Below are 20,588 nucleotides of genomic sequence, written 5' to 3' on the forward strand. Positions count from 1 at the left end.
AAAAGGCGGGCGGAAGACGGGGCCGGCCCGTCATCCGCCCCGGCGGGGCTAGAAGCGGGACGACAGTTGCAGGCCGAAGATGTGGCCGCTGCTGTCATAGGTGCCCGCGACGCGGCCCTTCGTCAATGCGCTGCCGGACGTGGTGTCGATATCCGTCTTGCGCAGGTACAGATAGGTATAGCCCAGATCCAGCGTGGTGCTCTTGGTGGCCTGCCACTGCACGCCCGTCGAGAACCAGTAGCGGTCGTTGTCGGGCAGCGAGGTGGGCCGGTCCTCGGCCTTGTGGACCGGCGACTGGTCGTAGGCCAGGCCAAACTTCCACTTCCAGTCCGGCGCGAACTTGTAGGTCGTGCCCACGGCGATGCGCCAGGTGTCGCGGAAGTTCAGCGGCAGGTCGTCATCGCGCGCGCCGGCGCCGGAGTTGCGGATCTTCAGGTCGGGGATGCTGCTCCAGCCGGTCCACGAGATGTCGCCCAGCAGTTCCCACTTCTCGTTGAGCTGATGGGTGGCGCTCAGGATCAGGGTGTCGGGCAGGTCGACCGAGGCCTTGGCGTCGAACGAGACCGACTGGCGGGTCGGGCCGATGTTGTCGATGTCGGTGTCGCCCTTGGCCGTGTGCTTGATCTTGGAGCGGTACGACAGGCCGATGCGGGTGTCTTCGGTAGGTTGCAGCATGAAGCCCACGTTCCAGCCCCAGGCGTCGCCCTTCAGGTTGAGGTCGGCGTCGCCGTTGGTGATGAACGTGCCGCCGCCTGGCAGGGCCACGGGCACCACGGTCTTCTTCTTGTAGTTGGCGTCGATGTGCTGCCAGTTCACGCCGAAGCCCATCGAGAACTTGTCATTGACCTTGTAGGCGATCGACGGGTTGATGTTGATCGTCTTGATCTCGAATTTGTTCGAGTGGTATTGGCCTTCCCAGCCCTTGTCGTATTCGGTCATCAGGCCGAACGGCGCGCCGATGCCCAGGCCGATGAACCACTGGTCGCTCAATTGCCACGAGCCGTACAGGTTGGGCACGACGCCCAGGTTGCCGGCGTCGCCGCCGTCACCGCCGGTGGGGCGGGTGCCGCCCAGCGCCGTCGGATTGCGGGTGTTGCCGTTGTCCGAGAACTTGAACGAGGGTTTGATCAGGTTGACGCCGCCCGAGACATTGATGCCCGGCAGGTAGGTCATGCCCGCCGGGTTGTAGTAGATGATGCTGGCGTTTTCCGGATTTGCCGCCGAGCCCGCGTAAGCGTTGCCCAGGCCGCTGGCGTTCTGCTCCAGGAGCTGAAAGCCGGCGCCGTGGGCGGCGCTGGTGGCGCCCAGGCCGACCACAATGGCCGACAGGGTGCTCAGGGACAATGAACGTCTGCTCATGGTACTGCCTCCTCATGTTGGATAGGTATGTCTCTATGGCACTGCCGGTCTCGTCGTCCCGGTCTATCCGGCTCAAGGGGGTCCAGGCCGGTTTGGTTTGTTGACGCGTTGCTGCGTTAGGCACTGCGACTGCTCTGGTAATGCAGGGGGCCGCCCGTGAACGGCGCGAAGCCGGTTCCGAAGATCACGCCGGCGTCGGCCAGGTCGGCGTCGGCCACCACGCCGGCCTCGACCCGCTCGCGGGTGGCATCGATCAAAGGCTGGATCAGGCGCTCTGCCAGGCCGGCCGGCGCCTGTGCACCGCCGTGGCCGTCCTTGACCGGCTTGCCGTCGCGCCAGGCGTAGAAGCCGCGCCCGCTTTTCTTGCCCAGGTCGCCGCGCGCCAGCTTCTCGGCCAGGCAGCGCGGCGGCTCGGCGCCGCCAGCCAGCTCCTGCCCGGCCGCGCGGGCGATGTCCAGGCCGACCGTGTCCGCCAGTTCGAGCGGGCCCATCGGCATGCCGAACGCCACCATGGCCGCGTCCACGGTGGCTGGCGATAGACCTTCATCGATATTTCGCATGGCCTGAAGCATATACGGTGCCAGCACCGCATTGACCAGGAAACCGGGGGCACTACGCACCGGCAAGGCCAATTTTCCGATCTGTCCTACAAAGGCGTTGGCGCGCGCCAGCGTTTGCGCGGCAGTGCCGTCCGCATGCACGACTTCCACCAGCGGCATCTTGGCCACGGGGTTGAAGAAGTGGATGCCGATCAGCCGTTCGGGGCGGGCTAGCCCGGCGCTCAGCGTTTCCAGCGACAGGCTGGAGGTGTTGGTGGCCAGCAGCGCGTCGGCCTTCATGCGCGGCTCCAGCGATTGGTACAGCCCGCGCTTGGCCTCGGGGTTCTCGCTGATGGCCTCGATCACCACGTCGGCCAGCGGTACGCCGCCGCCGGTGGGGTCGGGCATCAGCCGGTCGAAGGCGGCGCGCGCCGCGCGCCGGTCCTTCAGGCGGCGCGCGAACAGCGTCGCGGCGCGCTTGATGGCGGGCGCGATGCGGGCCATGTCCTGGTCCTGCAGCGTCACGGTCAGGCCCTTGAGCGCGCACCAGGCGGCGATGTCGCCGCCCATCACACCCGCGCCGACCACGTGCACGTGGCGCACCGGCGCGATGCCGGGCTGGCGGCCGTTGGCCTTCAGGCGTTCCTGCAGCCGGAACACGCGCAGCAGGTTGCGGGCGGTATCCGAGGCGATGATGGTGTCGATCAGCGCCGGCGCCTGCAAGGCGTTGCCGCCGTGCTTTTCCCAGAGTTCGATGATGGCGGGCGCGGCCGGGTAGTGGCCCAGCGGATCCTTGGCGGTGACCTGTTTGCGGGCGCGCTTGGCGGCGACTGCCTTGAGCGGCCAGCGGTTGAGCCAGGCGCCCAGGCCGCGCGCGCGGCGCGGCGGCTTGCCCGACAGCACCATGCCGCGCGCCGCCGCCTGCAGCAGGCGGGTCGGCACGCGCGCGTCCACCAGGCCCAGCGCGGCCGCGCGGCGCGCGTCGGCGCCGCGGCCGGTCAGCATCATGTCGAGCGCGGCCGGCGCGCCGACCACGGCCGGCAGGCGCAGCATGCCGCCCCAGCCGGGAAAGATGCCCAGCATCACTTCCGGCAGCGCCAGCGAGGCGCCGGGCGCGTCCTCCACCAGCCGGTAGCGGCAGGCCAGCGCCAGTTCCAGGCCGCCGCCCAGGCAGTGACCCTGGATCAGCGCCAGCGTCGGGTAGCGCACCGCCGCCAGGCGGTTGAACAGGTTCCAGCCGCGCGCCACCAGGGCGCGGCCCTGTTCCGGCGTGTTCAGTTCGGCGAATTCATTGACGTCGGCGCCGACGATGAAGCCGGTCGGCTTGCCCGAGCGGATCACCAGGCCCTTGGGCGGCTGCGCGTCGAGCGCGTCCAGCACCGTCGCCAGTTCCGCCATGGTGTCGGCGGACAGCGCGTTGACGGCGCTGCCGGCGCGGTCGAACGTCAGCCACGCCAGGCCGTCGGCGTCGCGCTCCAGGCGCCAGTGCGAGAGCGTCTCCAGCGTGTTCATGGGCGGTCCTCCAGGGTTTCGACCAGCATGGCGCCACCCAGGCCGCCGCCGATGCAGATGGCGGCCATGCCGCGGCGCGCGCCGCGACGCTTGAGCGCCTCCAGCAGGTGCAGCACGATGCGGGCGCCGGAGGCGCCGACGGGATGGCCGATGGCGATGGCGCCGCCGTCCACGTTCAGGCGCGCCGGATCGAGTTCGCCCCACGCGGGCGTGCCGAAGTGTTCCTGGCAATAGGCCTCGTCCCGCCAGGCCGCCAGGCAGCCTAGCACCTGCGCGGCGAAGGCCTCGTTGATCTCCCACAAGTCCAGGTCATTGAGGCCCAGTCCGTGGCGTTGCAGGATCGGGGTGGCGGCGTGCACCGGCCCCAGGCCCATCATGGCCGGATCGAGGCCGGCCCACTGGCTGTCGATGATGCGGCCCAGCGGCCGCAGGTTCCAGCGCCGCACCGCTTCCTCGGAGGCCAGCACCAGCATCGCCGCGCCGTCGGTGACCTGCGAGCTGTTGCCGGCGGTGATGTTGCCCCAGGGCTTGTCGAACACCGGCTGGAGCTTGGCCAGCTTTTCAGGCGTGGAGTCCTCGCGCACGCCGTCGTCGTCCGGGTACAGCTTGCCCTGCGTGTCGATCAGCGGCGTGATCTCGGCGAAGGCGCCGTTGGCGCGCCCGGCCAGCGCGCGCGCGTGGCTCTGCGCCGAATAGGCGTCCATGGCCTGGCGGCTGATTCCGAAGCGGGTGGCGACGTTCTCGGCGGTCTGGCCCATCGACAGGCCCACCACCGGGTCCGTCAGGCCCTTGAGCAGGCCGATGACCGGCGCCAGGTGGCGCAGGCGCAGGCGGCCGAGCGTGGCGAGCTTGGCGCCGACGCCTCGGGCCGCGTACCAGCCGGCCAGCCAGCGCACCATGTCGTCGGAAAACAGCACCGGCGCGCGCGACAGGGCGTCGACGCCGCCGGCCAGCACCAATTGCGAGCGTCCGGTCTGAATGTTGGCGATGGTCGAGTCCAGCGCCTGCATGCCCGAGGCGCAATTGCGCATCACGGTCCAGCCGGGCACTTTGTTGCCGCAGCCCAGGCGCAGGGCGATCACCCGGCCGATGTTGACTTCGTCGGGCGACGGCGCGGCGCAGCCCACGATGACCTCGTCCAGGTCCGTGGGCGCGTAGGGCTGTCGCAGCAGCAGGCCGCGGCCGGCCTGCACCGCCAAATCCCCGGCGGCGAACGGGCCGGGGCCCGTGCGCGCCTTCAGGAATGGCGTGCGGGCGCCGTCGACCACGTATACCGGTTTGAATGCCATCCGATCTCCTCTGCGTGTTGACTGGGTCCTCAGGCGGCCTTGCGTTCGGCCGCTGGCTTGACCGCGCCTGTGACGCCGAGGTCAAAGGGGAAATCATCCACTCTCACCACGCTATCGCGCAAGGCATTGCGACGCTTGACCACCGCATATTCTTCGGCGGTGATGCCGCCGGCGGCAAAGACGGCGTCGGCCAGGTCGCGCACGTTGGCCTGCGGATTGCCTTCGAGCGTGCCGCGCTTCTCGAACTCGCGGATCTTCGATTCGATCGGCTCGGCCTCCAGCGTGGCGGCCAGCGCCTGTTCGATCGCGCCGACCGGTTCGTCGGCGGTCGCGGGCAGATGGCAGCCGGCGGTCAGGCGGTCGCGGGTCGCGCCGGGGTTGATGAGCAGCCGCGCCACGTCCTGGCCCAGTTGGTCCGACGGCAGCGACTGCGGCCGGCCCCAGGGGAAGACGATGCGGCGCAGGCTCCACGCCACCACCCTGTTGGGATAGTTTTCCAGCACGCCGTCGATGGCGTCCTGCAAGCGGAACAGCGCGTCCTGCACCGACCAGTGCGCCAGCGGCGCGTCGGCATTCTGGCGGCCTTCGTCCTCGAAGCGCTTGAGCGCGGCGCTGGCCAGGTACATCTGCGACAGGATGTCGCCCAGGCGCGCCGACAGGCGTTCGCGGCGCTTGAGGCTGCCGCCCAGCACCAGCATCGAGGTGTCGGCCAGCAGCGCGAAAGCGGCCGAATAGCGGCTCAGCAACTGGTAGTAGCGCTTCATCTCAGGCGCGACGTCGGCGTCGATGCCAATGAAGCGTCCGCCGGTCAGGGCGGTGCCCAGCGCGCGCAGCGTATTGCGCGCGACAAAGCCGACGTGGCCCCAGAAGGCCTGGTCGAAATCGATCAGGCCCTGCCTGCGGTCGGACGACTGCGCCGCGCGCATCTCGGCCAGCACGTAGGGATGGCAGCGGATCGCGCCCTGGCCGAAGATGATCAGGCTGCGGGTCAGGATGTTGGCGCCTTCCACGGTGATGCCGATGGGGATCTGTTGATAGGCGCGGCCCAGGAAGTTGGAGGGCCCCAGGCAGATGCCCTTGCCGCCGATCACGTCCATGCCGTCATTGACGACCTGGCGCGCGCGCTCGGTGACGTGGTATTTGACGATGGCCGACACCACCGACGGTTTCTCGCCCAGGTCGACGGCGCCGGCGGTCATGCTGCGCGCGGCGTCCATCATGTAGGTGTGGCCGCCGATGCGGGCCAGCGCCTCCTCGACGCCCTCGAACTTGCCGACCGGGGTGCGGAACTGGCTGCGCACGCGGGCGTAGCCGCCGACGGCGCGGGCGGTCAGCTTGGACATGCCGGTGTTGGACGATGGCAGCGAGATCGAGCGGCCGGCCGCCAGGCATTCCATCAGCATGCGCCAGCCCTGGCCGGCCATGGCCGGGCCGCCGATGATGAAGTCCAGCGGCATGAACACATCCTGGCCGCGGGTCGGGCCGTTCATGAACATGGCGTTCAGCGGGAAGTGGCGGCGGCCGGTGTCCACGCCGGGATGGTCGTGCGGCACCAGCGCGCAGGTGATGCCGATGTCCTTCCTGCCGCCCAGCAGGCCGTCCGGGTCGTACAGGCGGAAGGCCAGGCCCAGCAGCGTGCAGACCGGCGCCAGCGTGATGTAGCGCTTGTCCCAGCTAACGCGCATGCCGATCACTTCGCGGCCCTGCCATTCGCCCTTGCAGACGATGCCGCTGTCGGGAATGGCGGCGGCGTCGGAACCGGCCCAGGGGCTGGTCAGCGCGAAGGCCGGCACTTCCTCGCCGCGCGCCAGGCGCGGCAGGTAGTGGTTCTTCTGTTCGTCGGTGCCGTAGTGCAGCAGCAGCTCGGCGGGGCCGAGCGAGTTGGGCACCATCACCGACACCGCCAGCGCCGACGAGCGCGTCGACAGCTTGGTCACGATCTCGGAGTGGGCATAGGCCGAGAAGGCCAGGCCGCCGTATTCCTTGGGGATGATCATGCCGAGGAAGCCGCTGCGCTTGAGATAGTCCCAGACCTCGGGGGGCAGGTCGAAGCGCTCCTGCGTGATGTTCCAGTCGTTGACCATGCGGCAGGCCTCTTCGGCCTGGTGGTCGAGGAAATGTTGTTCCTCGTCGGTCAGGCGCGGGCGCGGGTAGGCCAGCATGCGCTTCCAGTCGGGGCGGCCGCGGAACAGCTCGCCTTCCCACCACACCGTGCCGGCCTCGAGCGCGTCGCGCTCGGTGTCAGACATCTGCGGCAGCACCTTGCGGTAGAGATTGAAGATCGGCGCCGACAGCAAGGCCCGCCTGAGCGGGCGCACGCCCAGCAGGATGACGGCCAGCAGCGCGATGACGATCAGCGCGACGATGACTGCGTTCATTTCCTAGTCTCCTTTTTTGAATTCTCTGGAACCGCCGCGCCGCGCCGACCCGGGGCGCTAGGTGGCGGGGTGCTGCGGCAGCGGAGCGCGCAGGCCGCCGAGCAGGAAGCTCATCAGGCGGGGCAGCAGCAGCTCGGGGTTGTCGGGTTGCTCGGACTCGTCCAGCGTCCAGCCGGTCACCGAGCGCAGCAGGTCGGTGCCGATGATGGCGTAGGAGGTGGCGCCGAGCATGAACTGGAAACGCCACACGATTTCGGCGCGCGGCACGTCGGGCAGGGCGGCGAACAAGGCATTGCGATAGCGCTCGAGCACGTCGGCGTATTCCTCGGCGAACAGGGCGCGGATGAAGCCGGCGGGGTCGGTCATGGTGCGTTCGAGCAGCGGCAGGAAAGTACTGCCGGCCTGCTCCGGATCGGCCGCCAGCCGCAGCAGCGTGCCGAAGAAGGCGTCGACGATCTGCGACGGCTTGAGCGGCTTGCCCTGGGCCTGGGCCTCGAGCTCGTCGAGCAGTCGCAGCCGTTCGCGGTTCAGGACTTCCAGGCGGCGCTTGAGCACGGCCTGCACCAGCGATTCCTTGGAGCCGAAGTGATAGTTGACCGAGGCCAGGTTGACGCCCGCCGCGCCGGTGATCTGGCGCATGGACGTGCCGTCGTGCCCCTGCTGGGCAAACAGGGCTTCGGCGGTGTCCAGGATCGATTCGCGCGTGCTGGAGGATCTGAGTTCTTGCATTAAGTTGAATTCAAACGTTTGTTTGAAAGCAGTATGCGTAAAAGATCGCAAGCTTGCGACCCCTGCAATCCCGAATAGGGTTTACCCCTAAAAACGGAGTGCGTGCGGCGCTCGTTCCTTTGCATGAGAACCCCTGCCGTTGGCTGAGGCGGAGCGCGGCGTGTCGTCCAAACGGCGTTGCGCCGTTTGGCCTCGGACTTGCGCCCTAGGATGAAAGCCGTCTGGAAGGTCGGGGCGAAACGCCGCAGTATCACAGCGAGGACTTGAGAGCGTGGCACCGTGGATGCGCCTGGCGAGCCCGATCGCCGTTCCGGTGCCGCAGGCCATATCGACCTGACACAGGAGCAGGAGACATGAAGACCTACAGAGTGGGGCTGTTGATCGATGGCACCGACCAGCCCGGCTGGATCCACGACATGGCTGAGTGGCTCGCGCGCAGCCAGGATTTCGATCTTTCCGCACTGCTGGTCATGGAGAAAGACGCCGCCGGCCTGGCGCCGCGGTTTGGCGCCAAGGCGCTGTTCGGCACGCTGTCGCGGCTGGAGTCGCGCCTGCTGCCGGCGCGGCAGCGCCAGATGCTGGCCTGCCGCGACTTGCGCGACGGCCTGCCCGCATCGACCACGGTGCTGACCCTGCCGGCGGGCCCGCGTGACAGCGGACGCGATGACGGCGTGGCGGCGTTGGGGCTGGACCTGGTGATCATGCTGGGCGCGCTGCCGCCGCCGCGCTCGCGGATGGCGAGCTGGGCGCGGCACGGCATCTGGCGGCTCAGTTATTCCGACATCGCCGTTTCCACCAGCCGCTATGCGGGGTTCTGGGAGGTCTATCAGCGCGAGGACCATACCACCGTGAAGCTGTGGCGGGTGGGCGCCAGCGCGGACGAGGATGCGCTGCTGGACCAGCGCAGTTTCAATACCGAGGTGTTCTGGCTGAAGAACCAGACCCGCGCGTTCAGCCTCGGCAATTTCATGGTCTATGACGCGCTGCTGGCGCTGGCGCGGGCGCGGCCTGGCGCCACGCCTCCCGGCATGCAGATCATGAGCGGCCAGCGCCGCGACGATCCGGCCGAGTGGGATAGCGCCGCCTATATCGCCCGTCAGGCCTGGTTAATGACCGATTTGATTGTGCGCCGCGTCATGAGGCGCAATGTGCGCTGGCGAATCGGTATGTTCCCATCGACCCGGCAACAGGCGGTGGTATCCGAGGCCATGGTATTGCAGCCTCCCAAGGGGCGTTTTTTCGCGGATCCATTTGTTTATATGCGGGGCGATCATCCATATATTTTTTTTGAGGATTACGATTTTCACTCGCGCAAGGGAACGATCTCGGTCGCCACCTATGAAAACGGGGCTTTCCAGTTGCTCGGGACCGCCCTGAATCTGCCTTACCATTTATCCTTTCCATATATTTTTGAATATGAAGGAACGACGTACATGGTGCCGGAAACGTGCGGAAATCGGAGTATTGAATTATGGAAATGCACGGAATTTCCGCTGAAATGGGAGTTGGATCTGACGCTCATGACCGATGTTTCCGCGGTCGATACTATTATTTTCAAACGCGGTGAATACTGGTGGCTATTAACCAATATCGATCGCACCGACGGCCAGAATCACTGCGATGAATTGTTCGCCTTCTTCGCCGACTCGCCGCGCTCGAGCCACTGGACGCCGCACGCCTGCAACCCGATCGTGCGCAACCCGATGCGGGCCCGCAACGCCGGAATCGTTGTCTCGCCTGGCGGAGAGGTGATCCGCTGCGCGCAGTACCAGGGCTTCTGCCACTACGGCAAGGGCGTTTCGCTGAACCGGATCGAAGAACTGTCGCCGTCGACCTACGTCGAGACCGACGGCGAGATCCACTACGCCAGCTTCCTGAAAAAACGCCATGCTTCAATGCACCATTGGCATCATCAGGGTGGCCATACGGTATTTGACTTCGCGTATATGGAGTAAATGACGCAAGCTACCGGAAAATAAAAGTGTTACCTATATTTCTTTTGCGGCGGATAGCCACGGGCATAATGTGTCGGTGGAAACATATCGACAAGTCTGCCGCCCGATCCGGCCGCGTCGCGACTGCCTTTCCGTCGGCGCCGGTCGCGCCCCGTTCCCCCCGCGCATGCCTTGAACATGGCCTTGCCCAAGCCGGCCTGCCGGCCTGGAAGCCGCTTGGCGCGCGGCTTTGTGCGCGGATGGGCTTGGTGGAAACCCTAGCGGATGAAAGGATGAGAGGGGTGTCTCATCCTGTTTTATGAGTACGTTTACGGCTAACGAATGATTTCTGTTTTTGTCGGATTATATCGCTTGCCAGCGTCTTGATTTTGCCAATTTCGAACCATAAGATGGGTTCATGCCATCCGTTATGTTGGCTACGAAAGTCTCCCAGCCCAAATGGCCCGGTGCAGCGTCATTAGATATTCCGGGAAATCGCGGACCACCCCCGCGGGGTTGGAAAAAAAATAGTCTTCAGCACAGCGAAGATCCCTTCTAGGCCTGTTGAACAACCGGGAGGCCACCATGGCCAAGATGGTCCTGATTGAAGCCCATCCGCTTCTGCGGCTGGGGTTATGGCAGATTCTGAGCAAGTTGGACGATGTGTGGGAAATCGAAGGAATGGGGTTGGCCGATGTCTCGAAGGCCAACGGGGCGCATGCCGGCGCAGATCTTCTGATCTACGGCCTGCCCGTGGACAGCGAGGAAGCCTGGAGCACGCTGCATGAGATCCAGCGCGAACTCAGCCCCAAGCGCATCCTGCTGCTGACCGATGTCATGCCGCTGCCGATGCCGGTGCAGGGCTTGCCCGGCGCCAGCGTGTACGGTTGCCTGATGAAGACGGCGTCGGTGGAGATCCTGGAAGCGGCCATCCGCCTGGTCATGGCGGGCGGGCAGTGCTTTCCGAGCGAGCAGGCGTTGCAGGCGCCGGCTCAGGCCAGTTGCGTGCTGCCGGCGCGCGAGACCGATGACGCTGGCAAGGGCACCATGCCGATCAGCGCGGGCGCGCAGTTGCTGCAGATCACGCCGCGCCAGTACGAGGTATTGGTGCTGCTGGCCAGGGGCTATCCCATCAAGACGGTCAGCCGCATGCTCAACATCTCGGTGGCCACCGCGAAAACGCATGCCTGCACGCTGTACCAACGCCTGCACGTCAAGAACAAGGGCGAGGCCGTGTACGCGGCGCTGCAACGCGGCGCCACGCTGGAATGGCATGAGCCCAACGCTCGCGACGTGGACGCCGGACAGATGTATGGGCGCAAGCTGGGCTGAAGCGCCGGGGCTCGGCGCCCCGGCTCGCGCCGTCCGCCAGACCGCGCGCGGCCCCCGCCCATCGGCCCGGCCGGGCGCTCCCCGCCATCCCGCCTAGGGCATACACTGCAGCATCGGCGGTCGCCGTGCCGCAGCATTCCTCCTCCAATCATCCTCCTGTACGAGATTCAGCGAACGTAGCCGCTGATAGCATGGGTTGTGTCCGCAAGCATGGGTTGAGACGGCGAATCGCTATGCCGCCAGAGCCCGCCCCGCGCGGCGGACGAGATTCCCGTGAGCCGGGTGACGCGCCGGAACCGTCGTCGCTGCCGTGCGCCGCCTTGCCATGGGAACCGTGTCTGGACCCTGTGTCACAAGGTTCCCCCCGGGATGACAACCGTTCTGATCGAAGACTACGCGCTGCTTCGCGTCGCTATCCAGCATGTGTTGGAGCGCGTGCGCAATGCCGAGGACATCCTGGCGATCTCGCCAGCCCATCTCTTGAACATGCCGGGCTCGATCAATCGGCCAGTGGAATTGCTGGTGGTCGGCTGCAGCGGGGTAACCGAGCCCGACATCGGCCTGCTGTCGCAGGCGATGGCGCTGTTCATGCCGCGCCTGGTACTGGCGCTGTACGCGGTGCTGGACCAGAACGTCATGGCCGCCTGCGCGCGGGCCGGCGTGGCGGGTTATCTGCCCAAGGCCTCCAGCCCGGATGCGTTGGCCGCCGCGGTCAGCCTGGTGCTGGCGGGCGGGGAATGCTATCCGCAGCCAGCGGCGCGGCCATTGGGCGCCTCGCAGACGGCGGCGCCGGAATTGCGCGAGCTGACGCAGCGGCAGGAGGAGATCCTGCAATTGCTGGTGCAGGGCAAGACCATGCGCGAGATCGGCCAGCACGTGGGCATTTCGGTGGCCACGGTCAAGAGCCATGCGCGCACCCTGTACTGGAAGCTGAACGCGCGCAACCAGGCCGAGGCCGCCTACATCGCGGTGCAGATGGGCCTGGTGCGCGGCAGTGGCAAGCCCGGCGAACCCACCTGAAGAAGTCCCAGGAAAAAGGCGGCGCGCCCTCAAGCGCGCCGCCCTGGATGGCGCCAGGCCGTGATGGCGGCGTCAGCGGCCCGTGTCGCGGCGCGCGGCGCTGGCGGCGCTGGCGGCGCTGGCGGCGCTGGCAGGGCTGGGCGCGGCCGGCACGGTGACGGGATCGACCACCGCCGCGAACTCCCGTTCGGCGGCCGCCAGTACCGCGTCGATGTGCAGGTAGCGCAGCGCGTGGCGGCGCGCGGCGGTGCCAAGGGTTTCGCGGACCTGCGCGTTGTTGGCCAGCTTGCGCACGGCCTCGGCCATGGCCGCGGCATCCTCGGGCGGGGTGACCAGGCCGCAGTGCGCCACCACGCCGGCCAGCTCGGTGCCGCGCGCGGCGCCGCACACCACGGGACGGCCGCTGGCCAGCATGCCGGTCAGTTTGGACGGCATGACCAGATCGGCGGCGCCGGCGCGTTGCGGCAGCAGGTGGATGTCGGCCGTGTTCAGCAGCGCGCCCAGGCGTTCGCAGGGCTGCAGGTCGAGAAAGCGCACCCGCGCCAGGCCCTCGCACTGCGCCTGCAGCGGCGCGCGTTCGGGACCCTGGCCGCAGAACACGAACCACAGGCGCGGTTCGTGCTCCAGCAACCGCGCCACCTGCGCCAGCGTGAGCAGGCCCTGCTTGCCGCCCATGTTGCCGGAGTACAGCGCCACCACCGCGTCGGCGGGAATGCCGAGCTCGGCGCGCAGATTGCCCGCGCGGTCGGGCGCGATGGCGTTGACGTCGATCCAGTTGGGCAGCAGCACCGCGCGCTGCGGGTCGATGCCCTTGTACAGCGCCAGGTCCTGCATGCGCCGGGAAATCGTCGAGACGCGGTCGAAGCGCCGCATCAGCCAACGCTCGGCGCGCTGCACCAGGCCGCGCAGTCGCGCGCCCTTGAGCAGGCCCAGGTCGAAGGCGGCGTCCACTTCATAGTCCTGGATGTGCAGCCAGGCGCGCGCGCCGCTCAGCCGCGCCGCCAGCCATGCGGCTGGGGCGCAGAAGAGGGCGGGCTCGACCACGAGGATCAGGTCCGGCCGGCCTGCCGCCGCCCGCAGCAGCGACGGCAGGCTGGACAGCGCGAAGCTGGCCAGGTGCACCAGGCGCTTGGCGCCGCCGGGCTTGCGCGGCACCCACAAGGGCGCGCGCCGAACGTCGACGCCGGCGCGCGTCTCGCGGCGGTAGCGGCCGGCGTGATAGCCGTCGTGGACCTGCCATTGGGGATAGTAGGGCGGCGCGGTGACCACGCTGACCTGGTGGCCGCGGGCGGCCAGCCATTCGGCCATTTCCGCGTTGTACTTGCCGATGCCGGTCAGTTCCGGCGCGTAGTTGATGCTGTACAGAAGGATCTTCATGTTGGCGGCTCCACGCGGGGTTTGACGGGACGGCAGGGATTGCCCAGGCACACCATGGCGGGCGGCAGGTTGCGGAACACCGAACTGCGCGCGCCGACCACGGCCTCGCGGCCGATGGTGACCCCTGGGCCGACGAACACGTCGGTGGCGACCCAGGCGCCTTCCTCGATGCGCACAGCGCGTTCGCGCAGCGGGAAGTCGGGCTTGCCGGCGTCGTGGTCGGCCGCGCACAGGTAGCTGCGCTGGGAGATCACGGCATGGGCGCCGACGTGGATCGGCCCCAGGCTGTAGAGCACCGCGTCGTCGCCGATCCAGGCGTAGTCGCCGATTTCCACCTTCCAGGGATAGGTCACGGTGGCGCTCGGCCGGATCAGGACTTTGCGCCCGACGCGGGCGCCGAAGCAGCGCAGCAGCCAGCGCCGGAAGCCGTAGGCCACCTGCGGCGACCAGCGGAACAGCGACCCCTGCACCAGCCACCACAACTGCACCGTCAACGCCGAGCGGCCGCGCTGTCCAGGCGCCACGGCGAACTGGTCGAGCCGCTGCAGCGCGCTCATTTGGCGGCTCCGGCCACCGCGTCACGCTGTCCGCGCTCGGGCTCGGCCAGTCGCGCCTGCCGGATCTCCTCGGTCTTGATGCGGATCTGCCAGTAGTACATGGCGCGCGCGATGGCGTAGTCGAAGCCGGCGCGTCCGTCGAGGAACCCCAGCCGCAGCACGTACGAATGCAGGAACGAGATCGGCGCCTTGAACGGCATCGCCTGGAATACGCGCTTGAGCAGCGCCCGCGCGCCAACGTTGGCCTCGCGCGGGTCGTTCATCAGGCCCTTGATGCGCAGGTTGGCTTCCCAGTCGGAGTAGCGGTTGTGCTTGTCGAAGTAGTGGTACAGCGAGTCGTGGTCGTTGTGCACCATGCGCGCCCGCAGCGCGAAGGTTGCGCCCTGCACCTGGGGCTGGTAGTGGCCCTCGACCTCCCACATGTGGGCCACGTCCAGGTCGTCGTAGTCGAGAAAGCGCGAGCGCTCGCGCGCCAGCAGCGCCAGCTTGTAGACGCGATGGCCATGGCGCAGCTTGCGGCCGCAGAACACGTAGTCGAACGGCACGAAGGCGCCGCCGGCGCCGGCGGCAAAGCGCGGCAGCGCGGCGCGGATCTCGGCGGCCAGCTCGGGCGTCATTTCCTCGTCGGCGTCGACGTACAGCACCACGGGGTGGGTGAAGGGCAACTGCTCCAGGCACCACTGCTTCTTTTTCGGGTACTTGCCATTCCACTGGAAGTTGCTGACCTTGGCGCCGAGCGCGGCGGCCATGGCGCAGGTGGCGTCGGTGCTGTTGGAATCGACCACGAAGACTTCGTCGAAGTCGGCCAGCGCCTTCAGGCATTTGGCGATGTTGCGTTCCTCGTTCTTGGTCATGACGACCACGGACACCGGTATCTTGGACATGATGCTTTCCTTTCAGGAGGCGGCGCGCCGCATCAGCGGCTGGAACAGCTCGATGACGTCGCGGCAGTGCCGCTCCAGTGAAAAGGCGTCGGCGCGCCCGGGGCCGTCGGCCGCCAGTCTCGCGCGCATGTCGCCGTCGTAGGCCAGGCGGCGCACCGCCGCGGCCAGGGCCGCCGCGTCGCCCACCGGCACCAGCAGCCCGTAGCGGCCGGCGTCGAGGATCTCGGCCGGCCCGTGCGGACAATCGGTGGAAATGACAGGAACCCCCAGGCACAGCGCCTCGACCAGCACGTTGCCGAAGCTCTCGCGCACCGAGGTCAGGGCGAAGGCGCCGGCGCCGGCGATGACCGGGAACGGGTTGTCGATGTGGCCGGCCAGCGTCACCGGGCTGCGCGAGGCGCGCGCGTCGATACGCCTTTGCAGGGCGGCGTGTTCCGAGCCTTCGCCCAAAATGGTGAAGCGGATGCCCGGGTCGTCCAGCAGCGCGGCGGCGTCGATCAGGGTGGCATAGTCCTTGACGGCCTCCAGGCGGCCGACCGCGACCACGTGGTACGGCGCGGCGGCAGGCTCGGCGTCCGTGGACGTCGCGCTCTGCTCGCGCACCTCGTCCAGCGGCACGCCGTTGTAGATGGTGCGCACCTTGCCGCGCAGCGGCGGAAACATGCTGACCAGGTCTTCCTTGACGCCGCGCGACACGCCGACGACGGCGTCGTGGCGGCGGTAGGTCTGGCTCACCAGCCAGCACTTGAGCCGCCGCATGCGCGACGCGCCGTAATGGATGGCGGGGCTGCTGTGCTCGAAGGCGACGGTGGCGAATTTGCCGCGCAGCAGCTTCCTGGCCAGCACCACCAGCATATTGCACAGCAGGCCGTGCGAGCAGACGATGGCGGGCCGGTCACGGCGGATCTGCTTCAGCAGCCGCCAGAACGCCACCGGCAGCATCAGCCGCAGCGAGGTGGGCGATTCGATGACCGGCAGCGCCCGTGTCACGCGTGGATTGGCGACCGGGTACTCGCGGTTGCGCGAGCGCAGCAGGAACAGCGCGGCGTCCAGGCCCTTTTCGGGCAGGGCATCGGCGATGAAGGCAACGCATCTTCCGACGCCGCCGTGCAGGTCGGGCGCGACGAACAGGACATCAGGCATGGGGCAGTACTCGCGGTGACGCCCGGCGCATGGTGTCCGGACGGGGGCTGGGAGCCGCGGGTGCGGGCGTGGGCACGGGCATGGCCCGCGCATTGCGTATCAGCGACAGGCAGTAGCACAGCAGGAAGCCGGTGAAGGCGGTCTTGGGGGCGTACGCCAGGCCGCCCGAGAGCGAGTCGATGAAGATGTAGATCGGCGCCGTGGCGAGCAGATAGCGTCGATGCAGTTCGAGTCCGGGGTGGGCGTAGCGCCGGAACAGCGACAGCAGCAGGATCAGCAGCGGCGGCAGCATGATCATCGCCGTGCCGACGATGCCGAACTTCATCAGGTAGAAGGCCCAGGAATTGTGCGCGAACGTGCTCAGTTCGAAGCCGTTCTCGCCCATCACCCAACTGCGAAAGCCGGCGCCCTTGCCGAACACCGGGCTCTCGGCGAACGAGTCCATCTGGCCCTGCATCTCCTGGATGCGGGCGCCGTAGCTGGAGTCCTCGTCCAGGCGTTCGACGCTGAAGACGCGGTTGGTCAGCACCTCCAGGTAGCCGATGCTGGCGAACACCAGGATGCCGGCCACCGCCGCCGGCGCGAAGATCATCACCACCCGGCGGCGCACGTCGGAACCGGCCGCCAGCATCACCGCCAGCAGCACCGACACCATCAGTTGCAGGTACTGGCTGCGGTTCAGCGAGAACACCAGCGCCAGCAGCATGTACACCGTCAATGCGTAGGCCTTGGGGCCGGACACGTTGAGCGTCTTGCGAAAGTACAGCAGCGACACCACGCCGAACGGAATCGCCCAGACGCCGAGCCGCACGTTGCGCAGCGGGTTGGCGACGCTGAAGCCCTGCAACTGCTCCAGCAGCATCAGCGTGGCCACGGCCAGGCACGCCGCCACGATGTACTTTTGCAGCAGGGCGTAGGCCGCCGGGCTGTCGATGTCCTTGTAGCAAAGGAACGGCACGCTCAGGAAGTAGAAGACGATGCGCAGGTCGCGGGCGACGTCGCCGGTCTCGATGCCCGGATGATGCAGCGACACCAGCAGCAGGTAGATCACCGTCAGCACCTGCAGGCCCAGCAGCATGCCGAGCGCGCCGCGCGGCAGGGCATAGGCGGCCGGGTCCGCCAGCCGCAGCGCCTTGACCACCAGGATGGCGACGAACAGCACGTCGAACGGCGACAGCTTGAAGCTGCCCACCCCGAGGATGAAGTGGTCGTCGTTCAGCGCCAGCGCGGTGAAGGCGAACAGGCCCAGCAGGTGCAACGTGGAAAGACGGCGGTGCGGATGCATGGCGGCTCCATGGCTGGGTGGGGTCAGTGCGCGGCCCAGTCGTCGCGTCCGAACAGCTTGATGGCGAGCTTTTCGACGAGGTAGGACAGATCGCCCTGGCGCGCGTGCGCCGCCACCTGCGACGCCCGGCACGACAGGCCGAACAGCTTGCCCATGCCCGGTTCGGTGCGGCGGATACGCTCGACGATCTGCTGGCGTTCCTCCAGCAGCACGTCCTGCATCAGCGCGGTCTTGGTCTCGTCATGGGCGGTGTACACGCCCATCGCGTCCGGCACGATCTGGTTGCGGCCTTCGCGCAGCAGCCGGCTCCACAGTTCCAGGTCCATGCAGTAGCGCATGCTTTCCTGCAACAGGCCGTGCTTGAGCAGCAGGTCGCGGCGGAAGATGGCCGACTGGTTCGGGATCGAGGCCTTGACCACGGTCAGCGTGCCGCGGTTGACGGGGGTGTAGTGGATCTTGCGGAAGATGTGGTTGTCGGCGTCGGCCACGAACAGGTTGCCGCTGACGATCGGCGCCCGGCCCCGCGCCGCCGCCGCGCCCAGCTTGCGCAGGGCGCCCGGGTAGTACAGGTCGTCGGAGTTCTGCCAGCCGACATAGTCGCCGGTGGCGCGCTCGAAGCCCTTGTTGATGGCGTGCGACTGGCCGCGGTCGGGCGCGCTTTCCCAGTGGGTCAGGTAGCGCTCGTACTTGCGGATGATGTCGACGCTGCCGTCGGTCGAGCCGCCATCGATGATGATGTACTCCAGCCGCGGATAGCCCTGGTTGAGCACCGACACGATGGTGCGTTCCAGGAAGCGGGCCTGGTTGAACGAGGGGGTCACGATGGTCAGCTTGGGCAACAGGCCGCCGGCGATCGGCGCGGGCGGGCGCAGCTCGCTCACGAAATCGATCAGTTCACGCGAGTACTCGTTGTGACGCTTGCGCATATAAGACCTCAGCATGTTCACTACCGGGTGGCCGCAGGCATTGCGCCCGGGTAGTCGGGCCGGGATTGACGGATGGCGAGCGCCACGCCGGCCAGCGTGATCGCCGCGTAGGCCATGCGGCCCCAGGCGGCGGCGTGTTCGCCCGCCGCGTGCACCAGGACGGCCATGACGCACAGCATGGCCAGGCCGCCCAGGCCGTTCAGAATGGCGACTGCGCGCGAGTTGCCCAGCCCGAGCAGGGAAAAATGCGCGGCCGCGTTCAGCGACAGCAGCCCGGAGGCGGCGATCAGCAGGCGGAAGGTGCCCAGGTGGCCCTCGGCCACCGCCTGGCCCAGCAGCAGGTCCAGCAGCGGCGAGCTGACCGCCAGCACCGCCACGGTGGCGCCGGCCGACAGCAGCAGGTTCCACCGCATCAGGCGGCGGATTTCCTCTTCGGCGGCGCCGGGATGGGGCGGCGCCGCGGCCAGCCGGCTGACGCGCGGCATGGCCTTCTGGAAGATCGCCACCGAAGCGGTGTGGATCATCTGGCCGACCTGCACGCCGACCGTGTAGATGGCCAGCGCGGCCGGGCCCATCAGGCTGCCCACCAGCACCCGGTCGACCGAGCCGAACGCCAGGGCGCTGAGGCTGTTGAGCCAGGACCAGCGCGAGAACTTGAACGCCGCCAGCATCGCGCCGCGGTCGCGCACCGGGCGCACCAGCGCATGGCCGTAGCGGCGCGCGAACACGCGCATCTTGACCGAGCCGGCCAGCAGCAGGCCGACCGCCTGGGCCAGGCCGGTCCAGGTGGGCGAAGCGGTCAGCCAGGCGGTGGCGCAGGCCAGCGCCATGGTGCCGCTGCGGCTGAAGACTTCGCACAGGGCGGTGGCGCGGAAATCCTCGCGGCCCTTGAGGCAGCCGGACATCAACTGGTCGTATTGCTGCGTCAGGTAGACCGCCAGCGCCGGCATGGCCAGCAGCGTCACCGCGACCCCGCCGAAGGTGGCGGCGGGCCAGCCCAGCCAGACCACGCCCCACAGCAACGCCGCGGCCGCCGTCACCACGCCGAGCGCGCAGCCGATCAGCGACATGGCGACGCCCGCCGCGCGGTAGGCGCCGCCCGGCTCGTGCAGGCGTTCGGACACCAGCTTGGTGGCGGTCACGGCGGCGCCCAGGTTGGCGGCGTTGCCGAAGCCGGCCAGCGCGATGATCATCGAGTACTGGCCAAATCCCACCGTGCCCAACTGGCGGAACAGGATGGGCAGCGCCACCAGCGCCGCGACCGGGCCGATGCCGTATTCCACCAGCCCCCAGAACGAGGCATTGCCGGCGACGTGCTGCCTGATGAGTCGGATCATCGGTGGGCCTGTGCTCGGTTGGCGTGGCGCTCAGGCCACGGGCAGCGGCGGACGCGCCTGCTCGCGCAGGAAATGGCCATAGGCCAGCGTCACGCCATGGGTAAGCGATATCTCCGGTTTCCAGCCCAGGGCGCGCACCCTGGACGAGTCCATCAGCTTGCGCGGGGTGCCGTCGGGCTTGCTGGCGTCGTAGACGATGTTGCCCTGGTAGCCGACCACCTGCGCCACCACCCGCGCCAGCTCGGCGATGGACAGGTCCTGGCCGGCGCCGATGTTGTACATACCTTCGGCCGACGGCGTTTCCATCAGCATCACGCAGGCCCGCGCCAGGTCGTCCACGTACAGGAATTCGCGCAGCGGCCTGCCGCTGCCCCACAGCGTCACGCTGTCGTCGCCGGCCTCGCGGCCCTCGTGGAACTTGCGGATCAGCGCCGGCAGCACGTGGCTGCTGTGCAGGTCGTAGTTGTCGTGCGGGCCATACAGGTTGGTCGGCATGGCGCAGACGAAGTGCGCGCCATGCTCGCGCTGGTAGGCCTCGCACAGCTTCAGCCCGGCGATCTTGGCGATGGCGTAGGGCTCGTTGGTGGCTTCCAGCGGACCGGTCAGCAGCGCGTCCTCGCGCAGCGGCTGCGGCGCGTCGCGCGGATAGATGCAGGACGAACCCAGGAACAGCAGCTTGCGCACGCCGGCCGCGTAGGCGGCGCGGATCACGTTGCACTGGATCATCAGGTTGCGGTAGAGGAAGTCCACCGGATGGTTCTGGTTGGCCAGGATGCCGCCGACCTTGGCGGCCGCCAGGTACACCACGTCGACCGGCGTGGTCGAAAAGAAGCGGTGCACCTGGTTCTGGTTCTCCAGGTCCAGTTCGCTGTGGCTGCGCGTGATGACCTGGCGGTAGCCGCGGCCCTGGAGCTCGCGCACCAGCGCCGCGCCCACCATGCCGCGATGGCCGGCCACGAACACGCGTTGATCCTGATGGCTCATGGC

16 protein-coding genes are annotated in these 20,588 nt (G+C 68.0%); 3 read left to right on the forward strand and 13 right to left on the reverse strand.

Features of this window, described 5'->3' with window-relative positions; genetic code table 11:
• Positions 1 to 48: 48 nt before the first annotated feature.
• From SB816_RS07490 to SB816_RS07510, 5 genes are all read right to left on the reverse strand, one after another.
• Complete coding sequence (locus tag SB816_RS07490) at positions 49 to 1,359, reverse strand: OmpP1/FadL family transporter (RefSeq protein WP_410546722.1); 1,311 nt, start codon at positions 1,357 to 1,359, stop codon at positions 49 to 51.
• 116 nt (positions 1,360 to 1,475) lie between these two features.
• Positions 1,476 to 3,410, reverse strand: coding sequence for a 3-hydroxyacyl-CoA dehydrogenase NAD-binding domain-containing protein (locus SB816_RS07495; protein ID WP_410546723.1), 1,935 nt, complete (start codon positions 3,408 to 3,410; stop codon positions 1,476 to 1,478).
• Positions 3,407 to 4,699, reverse strand: coding sequence for an acetyl-CoA C-acetyltransferase (locus SB816_RS07500; RefSeq protein ID WP_410546724.1), 1,293 nt, complete (start codon positions 4,697 to 4,699; stop codon positions 3,407 to 3,409). Before SB816_RS07500 ends, SB816_RS07495 begins: the two co-directional genes overlap by 4 nt.
• A gap of 29 nt (positions 4,700 to 4,728) precedes the next feature.
• On the reverse strand, positions 4,729 to 7,077 hold the full coding sequence (locus SB816_RS07505; protein ID WP_144654717.1) for an acyl-CoA dehydrogenase: 2,349 nt from the start codon (positions 7,075 to 7,077) through the stop codon (positions 4,729 to 4,731).
• A gap of 57 nt (positions 7,078 to 7,134) precedes the next feature.
• Positions 7,135 to 7,806 (reverse strand): TetR/AcrR family transcriptional regulator, encoded by a 672-nt coding sequence (locus tag SB816_RS07510; protein ID WP_054503067.1) that lies wholly within the window; start codon positions 7,804 to 7,806, stop codon positions 7,135 to 7,137.
• A 353-nt stretch (positions 7,807 to 8,159) separates the two neighbouring features.
• On the opposite strand from SB816_RS07510, the gene SB816_RS07515 reads away from it, so the two are divergent.
• The 3 genes from SB816_RS07515 to SB816_RS07525 all read left to right on the forward strand — a co-directional run bounded on the left by SB816_RS07515 (position 8,160) and on the right by SB816_RS07525 (position 12,092).
• Positions 8,160 to 9,761, forward strand: a complete 1,602-nt coding sequence (locus SB816_RS07515; RefSeq protein WP_410546725.1) for a hypothetical protein — start codon at positions 8,160 to 8,162, stop codon at positions 9,759 to 9,761.
• 564 nt (positions 9,762 to 10,325) lie between these two features.
• Positions 10,326 to 11,072 carry a response regulator transcription factor gene (locus SB816_RS07520; RefSeq protein WP_064524407.1) on the forward strand — a complete coding sequence of 249 codons (747 nt, stop codon included), beginning with the start codon at positions 10,326 to 10,328 and terminating at the stop codon, positions 11,070 to 11,072.
• Positions 11,073 to 11,441: 369 nt separating this feature from the next.
• Positions 11,442 to 12,092, forward strand: a complete 651-nt coding sequence (locus tag SB816_RS07525) for a response regulator transcription factor (protein WP_054503064.1) — start codon at positions 11,442 to 11,444, stop codon at positions 12,090 to 12,092.
• A 72-nt stretch (positions 12,093 to 12,164) separates the two neighbouring features.
• Here SB816_RS07525 and SB816_RS07530 read toward each other — a convergent pair whose 3' ends face one another.
• From SB816_RS07530 to SB816_RS07565, 8 genes are read right to left on the reverse strand one after another with little or no spacing between them, the layout of a single operon-like run.
• Entirely contained in the window at positions 12,165 to 13,469 is a 1,305-nt protein-coding gene (locus SB816_RS07530; protein WP_144654719.1) for a glycosyltransferase WbuB, read from the reverse strand.
• Positions 13,466 to 14,026, reverse strand: coding sequence for a putative colanic acid biosynthesis acetyltransferase (locus SB816_RS07535; RefSeq protein ID WP_054503062.1), 561 nt, complete (start codon positions 14,024 to 14,026; stop codon positions 13,466 to 13,468). The genes SB816_RS07530 and SB816_RS07535 overlap by 4 nt, the downstream gene beginning before the upstream one ends.
• A complete protein-coding gene (locus SB816_RS07540; protein ID WP_081273429.1) occupies positions 14,023 to 14,910 on the reverse strand; it encodes a glycosyltransferase family 2 protein in 888 nt (295 codons plus the stop codon). The genes SB816_RS07535 and SB816_RS07540 overlap by 4 nt, the downstream gene beginning before the upstream one ends.
• A 12-nt stretch (positions 14,911 to 14,922) precedes the next feature.
• Complete coding sequence (locus SB816_RS07545) at positions 14,923 to 16,053, reverse strand: glycosyltransferase (protein ID WP_410546726.1); 1,131 nt, start codon at positions 16,051 to 16,053, stop codon at positions 14,923 to 14,925.
• Entirely contained in the window at positions 16,046 to 17,338 is a 1,293-nt protein-coding gene (locus SB816_RS07550; RefSeq protein ID WP_144654720.1) for an O-antigen ligase family protein, read from the reverse strand. The genes SB816_RS07545 and SB816_RS07550 overlap by 8 nt, the downstream gene beginning before the upstream one ends.
• Positions 17,339 to 17,361: 23 nt before the next feature.
• Positions 17,362 to 18,264 carry a glycosyltransferase family 2 protein gene (locus tag SB816_RS07555; protein WP_054503058.1) on the reverse strand — a complete coding sequence of 301 codons (903 nt, stop codon included), beginning with the start codon at positions 18,262 to 18,264 and terminating at the stop codon, positions 17,362 to 17,364.
• 20 nt (positions 18,265 to 18,284) lie between these two features.
• On the reverse strand, positions 18,285 to 19,601 hold the full coding sequence (locus SB816_RS07560) for a lipopolysaccharide biosynthesis protein (RefSeq protein ID WP_410546727.1): 1,317 nt from the start codon (positions 19,599 to 19,601) through the stop codon (positions 18,285 to 18,287).
• Between the two features lie 30 nt (positions 19,602 to 19,631).
• Positions 19,632 to 20,585, reverse strand: coding sequence for a GDP-L-fucose synthase family protein (locus SB816_RS07565; RefSeq protein ID WP_054503056.1), 954 nt, complete (start codon positions 20,583 to 20,585; stop codon positions 19,632 to 19,634).
• Positions 20,586 to 20,588 lie beyond the last annotated feature (3 nt).

The sequence above is a fragment of the Achromobacter sp. SIMBA_011 genome (assembly GCF_046535435.1).
GTDB lineage: Bacteria > Pseudomonadota > Gammaproteobacteria > Burkholderiales > Burkholderiaceae_B > Achromobacter > Achromobacter dolens.